Below are 17,280 nucleotides of genomic sequence, written 5' to 3'. Positions count from 1 at the left end.
TTACAACAATTACAACGCAAACTAAACTACAACACCGCCTGTAATGCGCTAAAGACTGGTGGTTTTCCGTGGTGCGTTGCACTTAGATGCGCTAGTATACGCTTTTTTAGCAAGCTAAGACCACGAAAGCCAAATAAAAAGAGGATGTCATGACCGTTATCCGTCAACAAGACTTCATTGACAGCATTGAAGATTCCCTACAATTCATTTCTTATTATCACCCCATCGACTATGTAAAAGCCGTTGAAGAAGCGTATAACCGAGAGCAGAGCCAAGCGGCAAAAGATGCTATGGCTCAAATTCTTATTAATTCTAGAATGTCGGCCGAAGGTAAGCGCCCTTTATGTCAAGACACAGGTATCGTTACCTGCTTTGTAAAAGTGGGAATGGGCGTTACTTGGGATAAAACCGATATGACAGTGCAGGAAATGGTTGATGAGGGGACTCGTCGTGCTTACCTGAACCCTGACAACCCCCTACGGGCATCTATTGTTGCAGACCCTGCTGGCGCGCGTAAAAACACCAAAGATAATACGCCCGCTGTTGTACATATAGACATGGTGCCAGGTGATAAAATTGAAGTCATGATTGCGGCAAAAGGCGGTGGCTCTGAAAATAAATCTAAAATGGTAATGCTAAATCCAAGCGATGATATTGCTGAATGGGTAGTAAAAACGCTTCCCACAATGGGGGCTGGTTGGTGCCCGCCAGGCATGCTGGGCATAGGCATTGGCGGCACAGCAGAAAAAGCTGCCGTGTTGGCGAAAGAAAGCCTAATGGACCCTGTGGATATCCAAGAGTTAATGGAGCGTGGCGCAGAGACGACCGATGAAAAGCTTCGTTTAGATATCTTTGATAAAGTAAATCGTCTTGGCATTGGTGCGCAAGGTTTAGGTGGGTTAACCACTGTGGTAGATGTGAAAATTAAATCATTACCAACCCATGCTGCTTCTAAGCCAGTTGCGATGATCCCTAACTGTGCAGCCACCCGTCACGCGCACTTCTATTTAGATGGTTCTGGGCCTGCTGAACTTACGCCGCCTAAATTAGAAGACTGGCCTGAAGTTACGTGGGAAGTGGGTGAAAACACCCGTCGCGTAAATCTTGATGATGTCACTAAAGAAGACATTCAAGAATGGAAGGTTGGGGAAACCGTATTGCTATCGGGTAAAATGCTCACAGGCCGTGATGCGGCCCACAAGCGCATTCAAACCATGATGGCCAATGGTGAAGGGCTACCCGAGGGTGTTGATTTAACGAACCGCTTTATCTACTACGTTGGGCCGGTAGATGCCGTGGGTGATGAAGTAGTGGGCCCAGCGGGGCCAACTACAGCAACCCGTATGGACAAATTTACTGATATGATGCTAGAAGAAACTGGCCTTATTGGAATGATAGGTAAAGCTGAACGCGGCCCTGCGACGGTTGAATCTATTGCGAAACACAAGGCAGTATACTTAATGGCGGTAGGTGGCGCGGCCTACTTAGTATCTAAAGCAATTAAGAAGTCGCGGGTTGTAGCGTTTGAAGATTTAGGCATGGAAGCTATCTATGAATTTGAAGTAGAAGATATGCCTGTGACGGTTGCGGTTGATAGTACAGGTGCTAATGCACATAAAACCGGCCCGGCGATTTGGAAAGCAAAAATTGAAGATTTAGACGCAACCTTGTCTAAATAATCATAATTTCGTTGTAAAAACAGGTGCCAATGGCACCTGTTTTTGTTTATAGTGCTGTATAAAATAACAGTGCAGCGATCCTTATGATATTTGACGTTTCCAATCCCTATATTCTTGTAACCTTTTCGGGCTTTATCTTCCTTTTATGCGCATTATTTATCCAAACCAGAAACGTAGCAAGACTACGCCAGCGACTTAATGAGTGCGAAGCCACGATTGAGCAAAGTAAGCAGCGTGAGATTACGCAGCAACATCACATTGGTGTGCTTAACGAAAAGGCAGCCCAATACAATAGACTGGTGGAAGAAAAAAACGCCCTTAACGAGACCTATCAAGCACTGCAGCAAAGTTACACCAAAGTGGTGGCCAAAAGTGAAGCGCAAAGCGCGCGACTCGATGCACTAATGCAAAACCATGAAGAGAAGATGGCATTGATGAACAGTGCTGAACAACGCTTACAATCCCAATTTGAAAATCTTGCAAATAAAATATTTGAAGAAAAAAACGCCTCCTATCACACCCAGAGTAAGCAAAATATCGAAGCAGTATTAGCCCCCTTTAAAACCCAATTAGAAGGTTTTAAGCAGCAAATCTCTGAACAACATATTCGTGAAGGGAAGGAAAGAGCGTCGCTTAAAACAGAGATTTTAGGTTTAAAAGAGCTCAATCAGAAGATAACGCAAGAAGCCGCTGCACTCACCAATGCGCTAAAGGGCGACAATAAGAAGCAGGGTAATTGGGGTGAAGTGATATTAGAGCGAATACTAAAAGAATCGGGGCTTCGAGAAGGGCACGAATTTGAAACCCAGGTTTCGGCACAGTCTGAACACGGTAAGCGTTTACAACCTGACGTCGTGGTACATTTGCCCAACGATAAAGATGTCATTATTGATGCGAAGGTAAGTTTGTCAGCCTATGAGCGCTATTATAATGAAGATGACAGTGAGTTACGTAAGCAATATTTACGAGAGCATGTAAATTCCATAAAGGGCCATATTAAGGGGCTGGGTGCCAAAGATTATCAAGCCATTGCTAGTCTTAGAACCCTAGATTATGTGCTGTTATTTATCCCTATTGAAGCCGCGTTTTTATTGGCTATAGAAGAAGAGCCCGACTTAGTTTCATTGGCGCTAAACCAAAATATTATGCTGGTTAGCCCCACTAATCTGCTTGTGGCGCTAAGAACAATTAATAATATTTGGCAATACGAATATCAACATCAAAACGCACAGCACATAGCCGAGCAGGCAGCCAAACTTTACGACAAATTCGTTGGCTTTGTGGGTGATGTTGAAAAACTCGGTAAATCTATAGATACCGCACATGCTCACTATGAAGGGGCAATTAGCAAATTAACAAGCGGGCGCGGTAATATAGTTCGGCAGCTTGAAAAGTTCAGAGAGATGGGAGTACAGCCTAATAAGCGACTTTCTAATACTGGGCTTAAGAACTACGCAAAGGAAGCAGAGTAGGCGATGGTTCTATTTCTTCCACTTCGCTTAGCGTGATAGAGCGCGCGGTCAGCCCGAGAAAGTAACTGATCGATACTTGTGGCGTTCATGGCAGTTTCACACCCTATGCTTAACGTTAATGGGGCTACACCCTCTCGCCAAGGGGTTTGGGCAAAGTGTTGGCAAATGGCTGAAGCCCGTTCCAGCGCAGTTTCGTGGCAAGTATTGGTTAAAATAATAATAAACTCTTCACCGCCGAAGCGCGCGCAATAATCATCCTCTCTTACTAACTGTGCAAGGTTTTTCGAAACAAAGGTTAGCGCGGCATCGCCAGCGTCATGGCCGAATTCGTCGTTAATGTGCTTGAAATGGTCAACATCTACCATAAGTACGCTGAAATTAGCCTCAGGCTGTGCTTTGTTCTTCGCGTTCACTTTTTTCAGCTCCCGTTGTAGCTGAAATTTACGCCACTCAATTTGCAGCATTTTTTTAATAGCACGGCGATTGAGTAACCCTGTTAATTGGTCATGTTCAGCAAGAAAAGTAATCTTTAATACTAAACGCATAATAGCCGCGGTCATGGCGGTAGCGTTAATCAACACCACTAATCCCACTGCCACCCATAAATACACATCAAGCCCTATGTCAAGGGCGCAATAGGAATGACTTTCCATTGAAAAATGGGCGATATATGCAGCGCTTGAAAAAAACACGACAGCGATAAACACATAGTCGGGAAGGCTCAATAAAAAAGACGACACGTGACTAAATTCTTTTCTCAACTCTAACTGTTTTATACGGGTTCCATTATAAAACACCGCCGCGGTTAAACAGGCCACTAAGGCAAGAACAATAGGCAAAGAACGGGGGTTATAGCTTGCAATAAAGATAGCAATAGCGGCAAAAATAAAGGTTAACCATAACGCACTTTTATTGCGTTGATGACGAAACAATATTCGCACGCCACTTTGATATAAAAGTGCAAAGAAAAACAGCGCTAAGTGACTGACAAGCCAAGTTATCTCACCTGTGAAAGGGGTAAGCCATTGATAGCCGAAAAAGTAACAAAAAATAACCCCGTTCGCCAACGCAAAACGCTTACTGGCAAGGCGGTAGAGCCGTAGGGGGGTAGCCATTAATGACCAGGTTAATGTTGCTACTCCTGCAAGAAGCGCTATTACATTAAGTAACTTAACACTAGGTACTAAAAGCAAATCCATCGTAATTTCCGTGTAAGAAAGCCTGAGTCAGTCCATAACCAAACGAGTATGTAAAATTTGTGTGAAAACATATTACTTTTGCATAACATTTACACGTTGTCTATACATTGTGCAATTTCATGCACGTTTTTGTGAAGCTATACTTCTATTTTCGCCCCCCTTATATAAGAAGGCCGCTTAAAGTTAAGCGGCCTTTTTTCTTCGTTTTGTTAAAAAGCTATATGTCTTAGCTAGCTTTACGTCTGCGTAAGAACGCAAATGGCGTTAGCAATAATGCTAACCAACCCATAGAGCCACCATTCTTATCTTTCACCTGAATATTCACTGTCTCTGTTGTGGTATCGATACCATCAGTAGCGGTAACGACAAGAGAAATTGACGGTGAGGTTTCATGGCTAGGCGCGGTGCCTGAATAGCTTGTAGTCTGCATACCTTCAATAGTGATGGTTACATCATCACCATCTGCATCAGTCGCCGACGCAGTAATAGAGTAATCTTCACCTTCATCCACAGAGGACGGAGCAGACACGCTAATTACCGGAGCGTCTTGAACGCCTGCTACAGCCACATTTACAGTAGCCTCGCCGATAACGTCACCACCAGAGGTTTCCTCACCAACAACAACAGTTTCAGTGGCTACGGTATATTTAAAGCTGTCCTCACCGAAGAAATCTGGGTTAGGTGAGTAGGTAACAGTACCGTCTTCACTTACCTCGACACTACCGTTAGCTGGTTCTTGAGAAATAACGATAGAAGCAGGGTCTAACGGTTCTTTATCAATAGTAATGGGTGTGAAGCTTCGGTAGTTACCCGACAGCGACGACATAGTGAAGCTATTGATAATAAGGCTGTCTTCATCGTTAGCCAGAACGTTGGCGTTGATGCTGGCATCTTCATTCACGCTAAGCATATCATCCATATATTCGCTAACTGGCAATACTGTACCTTCATAGCTAATAGACAGTTCTTCACCTGCGGTAGAACCAAGTACGAACTCATCCCCTTCAACAGGTAGTGTACCTTGCAGGCCGTTTTCAGTCAGTGCACCTAAGGTAACCCCTACTGAGCCGGCGATATTTTCGGCCCCCGATACTGTCACATATTCTGGGTCACTCATCTCTCCATATACATAGTAGAAGTCTTGCGTAGTGTAATCGTACCAAATTTGGAAGTTAAAGCTGGTACCAGGGATATCCCATAACTGCGCATCCGCCCATTCGATTACAAGTAACGTACCACCACCTAATAGAGCAGCGTACATATTACCAGCACCTGCATCACCGGCATCGGTGCCGGCCAAATCGAAATCTGTCCAGTATGGCGCAAGAATATTATTGGGCTCACTACGGTTAGGTAGCAACTCAGCGAATGGTGTAGATACGCTTCCTGATGAAGTACCCATGGAAATAAAGCCGTTGGAGGAAATTTGCATCGACGTATATGTCGTTCCAAGGTATTCCATTGCCGGCAAGCCAGTAAGGGTAATAGAAGTATCGTCACAAGTGGCACTACACGTTAATGGCGTTACGCCTAGCAGCGCCATGGGCAAGTACCCACCGGTAAGCGTTGTCGATATTGTCGCGTCTTCGGTTAGTGACATTGTTGCTGTATTAAGTGCGCCTTCCCAATATAAACTATTACTTTCGGCATCGTAACTAACCGGCTGTTGATTACCGTTTTTAGTCGCTGAGATTGACGCAGGGTTAATTTCGTACTTATTATCAATTTCGCCAGTAATACTGATCATGCCAGTGAGGTCTTGGTTACTTGCATACGCCTCAGTAACCACTGTTTCACCTTCACTTGCCACGCTAGCGCTTACCGCAGTATTAAATAACGTAGGGTCATCACTACTGATTGGATATATTGCAATGGGGATGAAATAATCGGTAGTTGTATCATCACCGTCTGTCCAGTTAATTCCTCCAAACGACCATTCTCCCGTCGAAGCGGTAGTAACATCTACTGAAACTGTAATTTCCGCAGAAGCACCGGCGGCTAGCGTAGCCATGTCAGGCGTTACCGACGCAGAAATAGCCGGGTCGTTAAACATTGCAGTAGCATCAACAGACACATCTGCATCACTGGTGTTCGTTACAGTAATTGACATGTCACAGGTAAGGAAACAGTCAGCTTCAACCATAGACAAGTCACTGTAGGTAAGCTCAACTGTGCTCGCACGAGGTAAATCTAAGCGACCCGCTCCCATATCAAAATTATCTGCAGGGGTTAGCGCATCTTCTTTTAACACATCGCGAATAGAAGAGGTAACCAACGCACTTTTAATTTGATCGGCTGTCCAGTCAGGGTGCATTTGTTTAATTAATGCAGCCGCGCCAGCTACGTGAGGCGACGCCATAGAGGTACCACTTTTGAACGAGAAGTTCTCATCTATATTCCCTGGCGCATCTGGAGATTCACCAGAAAAGATATTATTACCAGGGGCAGCAATATTAGGCTTTAAGAACGTAGGGTCGCCATTCGGCCCACGAGAACTGAAATCGGCCATAATATCAGCTAAATCTGGCGACGTAGTGCGAACGATTTCTGAACCAATGGTTACATTTACCGGTTCATCAGATTCTGCCGCAAGGTTGGCAAGTGCAATACCAGGGGTAGCCGGTAGCATTAACGAAGGAATTGTTTGATCAGGGCTTAAGCCGCCCATTAAAATAGGCGCTTCACCACGACCTTCTGAATTGAAAACCAATACTGCAGTGGCACCAGCATCTTGTGCGTTTTGTACCTTATCTACAAATCCACATGTACCACGACTAATTAACGCAATAGCCCCGTTGAAAACTGTGTTATCTGCATAGGCTGAACAACCTTCGAAGTTATCTGCATCAATTTCGCCGGCATAAATAACCGGTGCGGTAATGGCTGATTCTATAACTACAGCAGTGTTGCCCACAGAAAATAGGGCGGGAATACTGCCAATAGTGGTGTCACCTTCAATGGTAACTTCGTTGGCAAATAAACGGTCTGTGGTAGTGGCAGCAACCGTAAGTACGTCATCAGAGCAACCCGGGCACCCGATGCTGGTTTCTACTGGGCCGTCATTGCCCGCAGCAAAAACGGTAACAACACCCGCATCTTTCATTGCTGCAAATACGTCTTCATACACCGAGCCTTCGGGACTGCCGCCTGGGCCGCCGCCCCAGGAGTTATTAACAATGTCCGCGCCATCAAGCAATGAAGCTTCTAACATAGACAATAGCATAGAGGAGGCGCCACTTGATGAGGTCGGATCGGCCGGTGTTGCAAATAGGCCTTTATAAACCATTAGTTGTGCCGCGGGTGCTACACCTGAAATTTCAGCCGTCGCGCCATCTCGCTCTGCTGTCACGCCATAGTTACCTACAGCAGTTCCCGCCACGTGAGTACCGTGACCATTAAAGCCAAGAGGGCTATCATATTCGCCTTCAACTACGTCAAAGCCAGCCACGATTTCGGCGCTTCTGGCAACAATTAGTTTGTTATTACAAAAATCAGCAACTTCAGAACAGTAATCGTCGGTAGGCAGGGTATCTGGGTCAGGCGCTTCAAAATTTTCGCCACTAAACAATAGGTTTTCTGGGCGAATACCGCTATCTACAACCGCTACTCTAACACCTGCGCCAGCGTTTTCCTTTCCGCCTAATTGTTCCCATGTCTCAATAGCACCAATTAGATCAAGGCTTGCATCCATTTGTGCGTGGTGAATAGTATCAGGGTAAACCGCTTTTACGTTTGAAAGTGAGGACAGCTTATCTAATGCCGTTTTTGAGATTAAACCGGCGATACCGTTAAATGATGCCGTATAAGACATATCCGCTGCGAACGAAGGGTCAAACGATTGTATAGTTGAAATTAATGATTGCTGTTGCGCTTTCAAAAACGCGCCATATTCCTTCGCCGCACTAGACTGGAAATTAACTTTTTTAGATTTTTGCGCAGCCATGCTGCTCATACTTGGGTTAACACCACTAAACTGCGCCATAGGGGCGTCTTGCAATTGTATGATGACACGCACCTGATCGTTAGAAACTTCAATTGCATTCGCTAAGATATTCTTCTTATCAAAGGCTGCTTCTATCGCATTGTGCTGCTCTACAGAATGCCCGCTGAGTTGCGTATTAACTGCATATGCACCAAAAGCAGAGCCCGCTAATGATGCCGCAATTACCGTACTTAATAGCGTTTTTTTCATATTTTGTTCTCTTGTTAAAGTTCCCTGGAACCCCGTGAATAATTATTTAAATTTCCTTTTACTCTTTTTGCCATAGTAATAAGGAAGAGTGATTTTTCGGGGCTGTTTCTATTTCTAGCACAATTTTTTAGGCTTTGTAATGTCTTATAATGAATTAAATGTAATACACAATTTGTTACATTTAGACACACTTTACTATTTAAATAGTGCGTTTATTTCTATTCAACAATTCGTGTTCAAAATTAACCCTATTTTTGGTAATTTAATTACATGATTAGGTTTAAATTAAGCGTAGTATAGCGGTTACATAAGAATGAAAAGACAAACCTTTTATACGCTTAAATTTAGCATGTCATTAACATAAACGTTCGGTTTTAGGACGCCTATCTCGGTAAGAAACAGAAGTTAGAATATTTATCACGAAAGCCCAGAGTTCTCGACACTAAATAGCAAGGTCACGCCCCTACATTTCTACTAGCATAGTTATTACATAGTTTTGAAAGAAACCGTCACAATGTTTCGGGGAGAAAAACGTGAAAGACAGAAATCATCTGGCTCAAGTTAAAACAATAAATAGAGTCAATATTATCGAAAATGGGATTATTGATATTCCCATGCTGCAAATTCTTGATGAAAATGGAGCCTTGGTAGATGAGGCGACTATCCCAGAAATATCAAAGGAAGTAGCATTAAAAATTTACGACACTATGGAATATATTCGGGTATTAGATGACCGAATGATTGCAGCGCAGCGTCAAGGTAGAATTAGCTTTTATTTAGCCAGTACGGGCGAAGAGGCTGCAGCAGTGGCAAGTGCCGCGGCGTTGGGTGATGACGATTTAATTATGTCGCAATACCGCGAACAAGGTGCACTCGCGTATCGGGGATACACCACCGATCAATTCATGAACCAGATGTTTAGCAATAAAGCTGACCCTAACAAGGGCAGGCAAATGCCCATTCATTATGGCGATAAAGCGCTTAACTTTATGACCATTTCGTCTCCTCTTGGTACCCAAATTCCCCAAGCATCAGGCTACGCATATGGCCAAAAGATGGCCGGTAAAGATGCCATTACTATTTGTTATTTTGGCGAAGGCGCAGCTTCTGAAGGCGACTTTCATGCAGGTTTAAATATGGCTGCGGTACTCAACTGCCCGGTTATTTTCTTTTGCCGCAATAACGGCTACGCCATTTCAACGCCTTCGGAAGAGCAGTTCGCCGGGGACGGTATTGCCTCTCGTGGATTAGGCTATGGTGTTAAAACTATACGCGTAGATGGTAACGATCCATTAGCCGTGTATGGTGCAACGCAAGAAGCAAGGAAAATAGCCATTACACAAAAATGCCCTGTATTAATTGAGGCCATGACATACCGTTTAGCCGCCCATTCTACCTCTGATGATCCAACCGGGTATCGTTCTAAAGATGAAGAAGATAAGTGGCGTGCGAAAGACCCAATCGTTCGATTAGCAAAATGGCTCGATAGTAAAGGGTGGTTTGACGAAGCGAAGAACAAACAAAAAGTAGAACAAGCTCGTCTTGATGTACTTGCATCTATGAAAAAGTGCGAAAAAACAGATATCTGCGATGTGGATGAAATTGTCACCGACGTGTATCACGAGCTTCCTTGGCACTTAAAAGAGCAACTTGATGGCCTTAAACAACATATAAAAAAATACCCCGAAAAGTACCCTAAGACGTCAGGGAGAGTAAAGTAATGGCTAAGATGAACTTACTTCAGGCAATAAATAATGCGCTGATCACTGCAATGACAGAGAACGAAAAAGTAATGACATTTGGTGAAGACGTTGGCCATTTTGGTGGCGTCTTTCGTGCGACCAGTCATTTACAAGAAAAGTTTGGAAAAGGACGCTGTTTTAATACGCCATTAACCGAACAGGGTATTATTGGGTTTGCCAATGGACTAGCAGCCCAGGGCTCCGTACCCGTGGCTGAGATTCAGTTTGGCGATTATATTTTCCCCGCCTTCGACCAAATTGTTAACGAAACCGCAAAATGGCGCTATCGTTCTGGTGGCCAGTTCGATGTGGGTAGTCTAACTATTCGTACACCATACGGCGGCGGTATTGCCGGCGGTTTATACCATAGCCAATCCCCTGAAGCCTTTTTTGCCCATTGCCCGGGTCTTAAAATTGTTGTTCCTCGCGATCCGTATCAAGCCAAAGGACTTTTACTTGCTTCCATTCGTGATAAAGACCCGGTTCTATTTATGGAGCCAAAACGTCTCTACCGGGCTTCTGTCGCTGATGTTCCAGAAGAAGATTACGAACTTCCGCTTGGCAAAGCAGACCTAGTACAGCAGGGAAGTGACATCACATTACTCGGGTGGGGCGCCCAAATAGAGGTACTCCAAAAGGCTGCTGAAATGGCCCTTAATGACGGCGTTTCGTGTGAAATTATCGACTTACGTAGCATTTTGCCTTGGGATGCACACACCGTTGCCGCTTCTGTTATGAAAACCGGGCGTTTATTGATAAACCATGAAGCACCACAAACAGGCGGCTTCGCTAGCGAGATTGCGGCTACTATACAAGATAAGTGCTTTTTATATTTAGAGGCGCCTATTGCACGGGTGTGTGGTTTAGATACACCTTACCCACTTGCCCATGAAAAGGAATATATGCCAGACGAAACCAAAACGTACGAAGCGATTAAACGTACGCTGCATTATTAAAGGGGAATATAAAAATGTCGATTGAGTTTATTTTACCCGATATTGGTGAAGGTATCGTTGAGTGTGAACTATTGGAATGGTTGGTGAAAGAAGGTGACACCATTGAGGAAGATCAACCCGTTGCCGAAGTCATGACCGATAAAGCGACCGTACAGATCCCTGCCATGCATGCCGGTACTGTGACAAAGTTGTTCTACAATGAAGGGGATATTGCCAAAGTGCATGCCCCATTGTTTGAAATGCAAGTAGCAGGCGAAACGAATTTTAGTGAGAGTACGGACAAACCTGTTCCTACGCAAAAAGAAGAAGCGTCACTTTCACTTCCCAACGCATCTACCAACACCCACGTTGAAGACTTTATCCTACCAGATATCGGAGAGGGGATTGTGGAATGCGAAATAGTAAAATGGAATGTTCAGCAGGGCGAAGAAATAGTAGAAGATCAGAGTGTGGTTGAAGTCATGACCGATAAAGCCGTGGTGGAAATACCTGCCAAACACTCTGGTATTGTGCACACCTTGTATTATAAGCAAGGGGATATTGCAAAAGTGCATAGCCCATTATTTGCGCTTGAAAGGGCAGGTGAAGGTGCAGAACAAAGCCACAACAACGATAGTACAACCACAAAGCAAAACCCGGTTAAAAAGGGCGACGCTAATAGCGACAAAAGTAATGCGAGAATCGATACCGGAAAATGGCAAGAGGGAAGCTTTGAAGCCCCCGTTAGTATACCCGGAAAAGTACTTGCAAGCCCTGCGGTGCGGCGTATCGCCCAAGAGCACTCCATAGAACTAGCAAGCGTGAAAGGGTCGGGGAAAAAAGGGCGTATTCTTAAAAAAGACTTAGCCGAGTTGACACAAAAAACCGCTCATCAATCAACGAATGATGTGCGTAACAAGCAGGCGACAAACGTAGAGATCGCGCAATCGCAAGCCCTTTGGTCCCCGTCTTTTGCGGGAGAAAGCGGCAAGACAAGAACGGAAAAAGTGCGCGGCATTCAAGCGGCAATGGCAAAACAAATGTCGGTCTCTGTTTTCACTATTCCCCACTTTAGTGTAAGTGATGAGCTTGAAATGGATAACCTAATAGCGCTAAGGAAAACCCTAAAGCCAGCGTTTGAAGCACAGGATGTAAAGCTTAGCTTTATGCCGTTTTTCATTAAGGCCATGTCACTTGCACTCAATGAGTTTCCTATTATAAATAGCCAATTAAACGACGATGCAGATGAAATTACCTATTTTCACGATCATAATATTGGTTTCGCAGTAGACTCAAAAATCGGTTTGTTAGTACCGAATATTAAACAGGTTCAACACTGTTCACTATTTGATATTGCGCAGCAAATGCAAACGATTATTGAACAAGCGCGAAACGGCCGGGTAGGCAATGAACACCTGAAAGGCGGTACCATTAGCATCTCTAATATAGGTGCCATTGGGGGTATCAATGCCGCGCCAGTTATCAATAAGCCAGAAGCCGCCATTGTTGCCCTTGGTAAAAGCCAACGCCTTCCGCGTTTTGACGAAAAGGGAGAGGTAATAGCGAAAAATATTATGATGATTAATTGGTCTGGTGACCATAGAATTATTGACGGCGCTACCATGGTGAAATTCAATAATTTGTGGATGTCATATCTTCAGCAGCCGGAAAAAATGCTGATGTACTTGAAATAGTAAGCAACCCCTGATGCTGAACTTGTCACGCCTACGCGTCAGGGGTTAATATGGCACATTGTTAACACTAATTAATAAGCGGACTATCCGCTTTAGAAAATGGTAAATTGTGCTTAGTTATCAACATGCTTTTCACGCTGGCAATCATGCCGATGTCATTAAACACCTATCCTGGATGGGTGTACTTAATCACTTAAAAAAGAAAAACAAACCTTTCACCTTATTCGATACGCACAGTGGGGCAGGCGAATATGATTTAGGCGACGAACTGGCGAGCAAAAATAAAGAGTTTGAATCCGGCGTGGTGAAGATAGCCTCAGTAGCCACTACTGATGATTTGCTCAGTGAATACATTGCCCTTTGTCAGTCATTTCTAGCAGAGAATAAGTACATGGGCTCGCCGCTTTTAAGTGCGATGTTAAAGCGGGATATGGATAGTGCGCATTTAATGGAATTGCACCCAGGGGAATATGAAAAGCTATGCCGGGCTATTAACCCTCGTAAATTTAGCGCTTGTCATCTTCATCATCGTGATGGGTTTGAAGGGCTAAAAGCATTAACGCCACCGAAACCCAACCGTGGGGCCATACTCATCGACCCCCCTTATGAACGTATTGAAGAATACACAGACGTTGTGAACGCTATTGAACGCGTACTAGGAAGGTGGAAACAAGCACATATAGTACTGTGGTACCCTTTATTGTCGGCACGGGCTGAGAAAAAGGCCGAAGCAAGCCTAGTCATGCGCGAACAGCTGGCCGAACTGGGTATACCGTGTTTTAAGGCCGAACTCGAAGTTGTGGAAAACACCCCTGATAGCGGTATGTATGGTTCTGGTGTGTTTGTATTAAACCCGCCTTGGCAACTGGACGTTAACGTATCGAAGGCAATAACGGAGATTGTTCCTTACCTTGGCGATAACGCGCACTTTTCCCTTGATTGGGTGGTTGACGACCAATAGCCATGTCTGATCCTACTGGCATCAAACACTTTTATATTCCCGAAGAGCAGTCTATCTATCTGCTCTCTCACGCCGATGCCAAAAAGCTCAAAGATTGGGTGGCTTTGTGTAGCGAACAGCTGGTTAGCCTAGGCTATCGCGACCCTATTTTACTGGGAAAAGGCGCCTTTGGTTTTGCTTTTTCAGGTATAGCGCCAAATGGCGACGCCCACGTATTTAAGTTTTCCCGTATAAACCTTCCACAACATGTTCAAGATCGATTGGAAGAAGAGGGCTTTATGCTTTCTCACGTAAAGCACCCTTATGTGCCTGCATTTATCGAATTTCAGCAAATTGGTAAACAGTCTATCTTAGTGATGGAGCGAGCGGAGGGCGCGGATCTTGAAAAGGTAAGCCTCAAATATGGCCCATTGCCACCGCGTATTGTTATCAAAATAGCCGTTCAACTTGGGGAATTACTTCAAGCGCTACGCGACTTCACTTTCCAAGGCGTAGAAAAACCCATTGTTCATGGTGATATTAAGCCGTCTAATTTAGTGTGGGATGAAGATAGCGAAACTATTGGGCTCATTGATTGGGGGTCGTCGGTTTTTGCACAAATAGACGCCAGCGGTCAATTTGTCGGTAATAACGTAATGGATCTTATGTCCGGCGAATTGCAGCAAACTAACGCTCGACTCGGTGACGTATATTTTATTGGTGAAGAGCAGCTAAATGGCGCGTTATCGTCTCCGCGTTTCGATGAACAGGGTATGGCCAGTACCTTATACGCGCTAGCTTCTGGCCAATCTTGTCGTTATGGGCATAAGGTGATACGCCCTTCGTCCTTAGGTTTACCTAAAATGCTGGCGGATATTTTAGAATACATGTTAAGCGACTGTGCAGATAAACGCAGACAGGGCGGCGACTATTTTCTTAAACACTTACACGTATTACGGCAAATGGTGTTTGCCCCAGATAAACCATGGGAATACCAGGCAGCTATTCCCACCTGGGTTATCGACGACGACGTAGATATAGAAACGGTAGTATACAGTTCAAGAAAATCGTATCTACGCCAACAAATCAACTTACAAGATTCGCCGTTACGTTATATTGATGATGCGCAGTTCGACCGCTACTATAAAAACTTTCTAGAGGGAATGGGTGACACCGAAAAAGCCTTTGTGTCTGCTATTAGTCGTCTAGGCCATTATCCTGTGGTAGGCGGTATGGCAATTCGCTGGGAACCTAACGGAGTTTATGTCGACTCCAGCCTGAATTTATACGATCCCAATCTAAAGCCGGCCTTTGATCTTGCAGTTAATAATGTAATTAATCTTGCCCGTGCTATTCATAAAGCGGGGGTATTTAAGTGCTGTATGTTTAACGCTAAAAATACCCTTCATATAGAACGTTTGTCACAATCCCAGCCTTTTGAACCGAAAAGCGACTGCGTTATTCCATTTGAGCTCTCTCGCATATCTGTGCCAGAAGATCAAAGCCGTACCCATTCTTATTTTGAAGATGGCGATGATCCAGATGAATTGCTAAAACTACCTGAGGCGATGATCAGTATCATAAAATCACTAAACGCGATACATCACACTGGCTGTATTATTTTTGAAGCGCTACCCACCCACCTTAAGATACATAGTTACTATACTCTTCTAGATCATAGTAAGAAGCATGAATTTACTTCGCTTTTAAAACAGTTAGTGGCAGAAATACCCACTATTTCTGGCTTAGGTATTTCCGGCTTTATGAAATTACCGTATAAAGATACACGCTTTTTCGAACACAGGGCCTATGTTCCTGAAAAGTATTACCCAAGAAACCCAAGAGCCAATCAACAAGAGAAAGAACAGTATGTCTGAAGTTAAATTATCATCCCTTTTTCATTTAGAAACCGTAGAGCAGGGCCTCTATCGGGGAGAAAGTTGGGATTTAGGCTTCCGCGCATTGTTTGGCGGTCAGGTGTTAGGGCAAGCATTAGCAGCCGCTTATGAAACGGTTGAAAGCAATCGCGTTGTACACTCATTTCACACTTATTTTTTATTGCCCGGCGATGCAAAAAAACCTGTGGTATACGATGTTGAAGTCGTGCGTGACGGACGTAGCTTTTCAGCTCGCCGGGTGAAAGCGATTCAAGATGGCCGCAATATATTCTATATGACTGCGTCATTTCAGGTGCCAGAAGACGGTATGCACCATCAAGCCCCTGAGATGCCCGATGTACCTTTGCCGCAAGACGTGCAGTCAGACATTGAATTTTACGAAGCTAACTTTGATAAAATAGCCCGGCCTATGCGAGAAGCACTTAGCTACCACAGACCTGTCGACATCCGCACTATAGATGCTGCTAACTCTTATCAAGCGAGCAAACGGCCCCCCACGCGCTATATTTGGATGCGCGCGCGAAACAATCAACTTAGCGATCAACTCTCGCTGCACCAAGCAGCCCTTGCATATGCCTCAGACTATCATTTTCTCAGCACGTCGCTGCAACCCCACGGTATTGCAGTAACCGATAAATCGCTGCGTATCGCGACCATCGATCATGCTATGTGGTTTCACCGCCCCGTGAATTTTAATGAATGGCTGCTGTATGCAATGGAGAGTCCGTTCAGTGGCGGAGCCCGTGGAATTGTGAAAGGGCAGATTTTTAACCAGCAAGGCGAGCTTATAGCCTCTACAATGCAGGAAGGTTTAATGCGTCAAGTGGGCGAAAAAAAGGAGTGACGATATGCACTATCAACTAGGCACCTTAGCACCTACGTTGCATCAAGATAGCTTTATTGCGCCTGGTGCACATGTCATCGGTGATGTCACACTAAAGGCGCAAAGTAGCGTGTGGTTTAACGTGGTTATCCGCGGTGATATGGATGGCATAACCGTAGGCGAACGCAGTAATGTGCAAGATGGGAGTGTGTTACATACAGATACCGGCATCGCTCTAACGATAGGCACTGGGGTTACCGTGGGACACAAAGCAATGCTGCACGGCTGTACAATTGGTGATTTCTCACTAATTGGTATTAATGCGGTGGTACTTAACGGCGCGAAAATTGGTAAATACTGTATTATAGGCGCCAATGCACTTATCACTGAGAATATGGAAATTCCAGATTATAGCTTGGTGGTGGGCTCCCCGGGTAAGGTTATACGCCAGTTAGATGTAAGTGTAGAAGCCAAATTAGAAGCATCGGCTGCACACTACGTGGCTAACGCGCAGAACTACGCAAAGCAATTAATCCCCTTAGGCTAACAATCGCGCTACACGTTCGTGAATAATTTGGCGGTCTGCACGTTAAAAATAACAGGACCCACTCACTTTTATGAGCAACGCACATAAAAAATGCCCAGAACCAAAGTTCTGGGCCTAGGGGAATGGCTCATTGCTGAGCCGTGCGCTAACTGAGAAACA

Annotated in this window: 11 protein-coding genes; 9 read left to right on the top strand and 2 right to left on the bottom strand. The window is 44.6% G+C overall.

Features of this window, described 5'->3' with window-relative positions; translation table 11 throughout:
• The first annotated feature begins 149 nt into the window (after positions 1–149).
• Together GTH32_RS08895 and GTH32_RS08890 are read left to right on the top strand one after the other, a co-directional pair.
• Entirely contained in the window at positions 150–1,679 is a 1,530-nt protein-coding gene (locus GTH32_RS08895) for a fumarate hydratase (protein ID WP_163084881.1), read from the top strand.
• 83 nt (positions 1,680–1,762) lie between these two features.
• Entirely contained in the window at positions 1,763–3,151 is a 1,389-nt protein-coding gene (locus tag GTH32_RS08890) for a DNA recombination protein RmuC (protein ID WP_163084880.1), read from the top strand.
• Here GTH32_RS08890 and GTH32_RS08885 read toward each other — a convergent pair.
• Together GTH32_RS08885 and GTH32_RS08880 are read right to left on the bottom strand one after the other, a co-directional pair.
• Positions 3,130–4,350: a GGDEF domain-containing protein gene (locus GTH32_RS08885; RefSeq protein WP_163084879.1), complete on the bottom strand. Its 1,221-nt coding sequence runs from the start codon at positions 4,348–4,350 to the stop codon at positions 3,130–3,132. The two genes, GTH32_RS08890 and GTH32_RS08885, sit on opposite strands and share 22 nt — an antisense overlap.
• A 226-nt stretch (positions 4,351–4,576) precedes the next feature.
• Positions 4,577–8,542, bottom strand: coding sequence for a S8 family serine peptidase (locus GTH32_RS08880; protein ID WP_163084878.1), 3,966 nt, complete (start codon positions 8,540–8,542; stop codon positions 4,577–4,579).
• A gap of 533 nt (positions 8,543–9,075) precedes the next feature.
• On the opposite strand from GTH32_RS08880, the gene GTH32_RS08875 reads away from it, so the two are divergent.
• The 7 genes from GTH32_RS08875 (at position 9,076) to GTH32_RS08845 (ending at position 17,121) form a co-directional block, all read left to right on the top strand.
• Positions 9,076–10,263 (top strand): thiamine pyrophosphate-dependent enzyme, encoded by a 1,188-nt coding sequence (locus GTH32_RS08875; RefSeq protein WP_163084877.1) that lies wholly within the window; start codon positions 9,076–9,078, stop codon positions 10,261–10,263.
• Positions 10,263–11,240, top strand: coding sequence for an alpha-ketoacid dehydrogenase subunit beta (locus tag GTH32_RS08870; protein WP_163084876.1), 978 nt, complete (start codon positions 10,263–10,265; stop codon positions 11,238–11,240). Before GTH32_RS08875 ends, GTH32_RS08870 begins: the two co-directional genes overlap by 1 nt.
• Before the next feature lie 14 nt (positions 11,241–11,254).
• Positions 11,255–12,913 (top strand): dihydrolipoyllysine-residue acetyltransferase, encoded by a 1,659-nt coding sequence (locus GTH32_RS08865; RefSeq protein WP_163084875.1) that lies wholly within the window; start codon positions 11,255–11,257, stop codon positions 12,911–12,913.
• A 109-nt stretch (positions 12,914–13,022) separates the two neighbouring features.
• Positions 13,023–13,874 carry a 23S rRNA (adenine(2030)-N(6))-methyltransferase RlmJ gene (locus GTH32_RS08860; RefSeq protein WP_163084874.1) on the top strand — a complete coding sequence of 284 codons (852 nt, stop codon included), beginning with the start codon at positions 13,023–13,025 and terminating at the stop codon, positions 13,872–13,874.
• 2 nt (positions 13,875–13,876) lie between these two features.
• Positions 13,877–15,730: a protein kinase domain-containing protein gene (locus tag GTH32_RS08855; RefSeq protein WP_163084873.1), complete on the top strand. Its 1,854-nt coding sequence runs from the start codon at positions 13,877–13,879 to the stop codon at positions 15,728–15,730.
• Positions 15,723–16,595, top strand: coding sequence for an acyl-CoA thioesterase domain-containing protein (locus tag GTH32_RS08850; protein ID WP_163084872.1), 873 nt, complete (start codon positions 15,723–15,725; stop codon positions 16,593–16,595). Before GTH32_RS08855 ends, GTH32_RS08850 begins: the two co-directional genes overlap by 8 nt.
• A gap of 4 nt (positions 16,596–16,599) precedes the next feature.
• Positions 16,600–17,121, top strand: a complete 522-nt coding sequence (locus tag GTH32_RS08845) for a gamma carbonic anhydrase family protein (RefSeq protein WP_163084871.1) — start codon at positions 16,600–16,602, stop codon at positions 17,119–17,121.
• Positions 17,122–17,280 lie beyond the last annotated feature (159 nt).

The organism is Alteromonas profundi (assembly GCF_010500865.1).
GTDB lineage: Bacteria > Pseudomonadota > Gammaproteobacteria > Enterobacterales > Alteromonadaceae > Alteromonas > Alteromonas profundi.
This window is presented reverse-complemented; position numbering and strand designations above follow the sequence as displayed.

Coding starts and splice junctions, on each gene's coding strand:
- GTH32_RS08880 (WP_163084878.1), bottom strand. CDS start 8,542: ATGAAAAAAACGCTATTAAGTACGGTAATTGCGGCATCATTAGCGGGC.
- GTH32_RS08870 (WP_163084876.1), top strand. CDS start 10,263: ATGGCTAAGATGAACTTACTTCAGGCAATAAATAATGCGCTGATCACT.
- GTH32_RS08845 (WP_163084871.1), top strand. CDS start 16,600: ATGCACTATCAACTAGGCACCTTAGCACCTACGTTGCATCAAGATAGC.
- GTH32_RS08885 (WP_163084879.1), bottom strand. CDS start 4,350: ATGGATTTGCTTTTAGTACCTAGTGTTAAGTTACTTAATGTAATAGCG.
- GTH32_RS08865 (WP_163084875.1), top strand. CDS start 11,255: ATGTCGATTGAGTTTATTTTACCCGATATTGGTGAAGGTATCGTTGAG.
- GTH32_RS08895 (WP_163084881.1), top strand. CDS start 150: ATGACCGTTATCCGTCAACAAGACTTCATTGACAGCATTGAAGATTCC.
- GTH32_RS08855 (WP_163084873.1), top strand. CDS start 13,877: ATGTCTGATCCTACTGGCATCAAACACTTTTATATTCCCGAAGAGCAG.
- GTH32_RS08890 (WP_163084880.1), top strand. CDS start 1,763: ATGATATTTGACGTTTCCAATCCCTATATTCTTGTAACCTTTTCGGGC.
- GTH32_RS08850 (WP_163084872.1), top strand. CDS start 15,723: ATGTCTGAAGTTAAATTATCATCCCTTTTTCATTTAGAAACCGTAGAG.